The sequence below is a fragment of the Bacillota bacterium genome (assembly GCA_040755295.1).
GTDB lineage: Bacteria > Bacillota > Desulfotomaculia > Desulfotomaculales > Ammonificaceae > SURF-55.
On sequence record JBFMBK010000037.1, the window covers coordinates 1 to 1,397 of the forward strand.

The 1,397-nt window shown below is 53.6% G+C and carries 2 protein-coding genes; both read left to right on the forward strand.

The features are described 5' to 3' along the window. The first annotated feature begins 54 nt into the window (after window positions 1–54). Window positions 55–840 (forward strand): flagellin, encoded by a 786-nt coding sequence (locus AB1500_13130; protein MEW6184089.1) that lies wholly within the window; start codon window positions 55–57, stop codon window positions 838–840. A gap of 119 nt (window positions 841–959) precedes the next feature. Continuing rightward, a partial coding sequence (locus AB1500_13135; protein ID MEW6184090.1) for a hypothetical protein occupies window positions 960–1,397 on the forward strand: 438 nt, incomplete at its 3' end.

Below are 1,397 nucleotides of genomic sequence, written 5' to 3' on the forward strand. Positions count from 1 at the left end.
CACACCGGCGAAACCAGGAAAGTGAAACGCAGCTTCCCAAGGGGGGTGTAAAGGATGGTTATAGAGAACAGCGTGCTGAATTCCTTGCACAATGCGAGCAAAATTGATACCGCGTTGAGCAAGACCGTAGCGCGGCTGTCCTACTCGCTTCAAGCTAAAAACACGGGCGGCGGAACAGGGCAGACGGCTTCCGGAATCACACACAGCCAGATTCGCGGCCTGGAGCGGACGAACCGCGGTATACAGAACGGTGTGTCCTTAATCCAGACGGCAAACGGAGCGCTCGGCGAGATGAATTCCGTCCTGCAGCGTATACGGGAACTGGTCGTCGAGGCGGATGGTGCAGATAGTTCTGAAACGGAAGAGATCAAGAATGAAGTGGCGGCTTTACGGGCGGAATACGACGGTGTTGTCAACAACACGAAGTTTGACAACCTGAAGCTTCTTGAAGGTTCCTACACGGCAGAGATCCGGTTGGACGCCGATACCGGCGAAGCCGTAACCATTAATATCAGTTCTATGCAGCAATCGGTGACCGGCCTGAATAACCTCGACGATACCGGCTTCGAAATCGGCACCTCCGGGGCTATCGAGGTGGTCGATGATGCCATCGCGGCTGTTTCATCCCAGCAGTCGTATCTGTCCGGCGTGCAAAACCGCCTGGAGGAGTTCTATTCCAACCGTGCCTCAACCGTTGAAAATACGGCCGTCTTGAAAACAGGCGTTTCTGGTTTCGACATCGCGCAGGGGATATTAAATTCCAACCAGCAGGTAATGTCGGAAATGCTTGCCGCTCAGTCGAATATGGAGCCGCAAGCGGTAATGAAACTTCTTAGCTGAAGCGTGCCGCGAGGGAAAGTCCGCTTTTTTTTATAGTAACGTTTATTTGTACGGCAATACATATTTTGGCGCTTTTATGCATAACTTACGCCGTAGCCTGGTCTTGCGGGGGTGGAAGGTTGGAACTCATTTTTCATGCCGGCAAAATCGCCGGCAGGGAGCTTGTCGCGGCTTTGCGTCATGAGGTAAGGATGCTCCGGCGCGAGCGTTTTCGCTGCCGGTTGGTGGTGATCGGAAACGGGATTTTACGGGTAAGGGTGGCTGTCGGCAGCGACAATGAAAGGCGTTATGTCCGCCTCCGGCTCGGCCGGGTGGTGGGAACCTTTCTAACCGCTTACGCGCTTGACATCCGGGCTGAGGACTTCTTTTCCCGCAAGGGACTCTGGGATGCAAGGGTTCAGGACGTTATTAAAAGGTATCTCCGGGAGGCGCGCGATCTTCTAACCCCGTTGCGGTCGGAAATCATAGTACGGCTGAACGAGTACCTGTCCACCGAAGACTGGGTCGATCTCAAGGGTTTTTTACGGTTTCGTCTGAAAAATCTCGACGCTTTTATA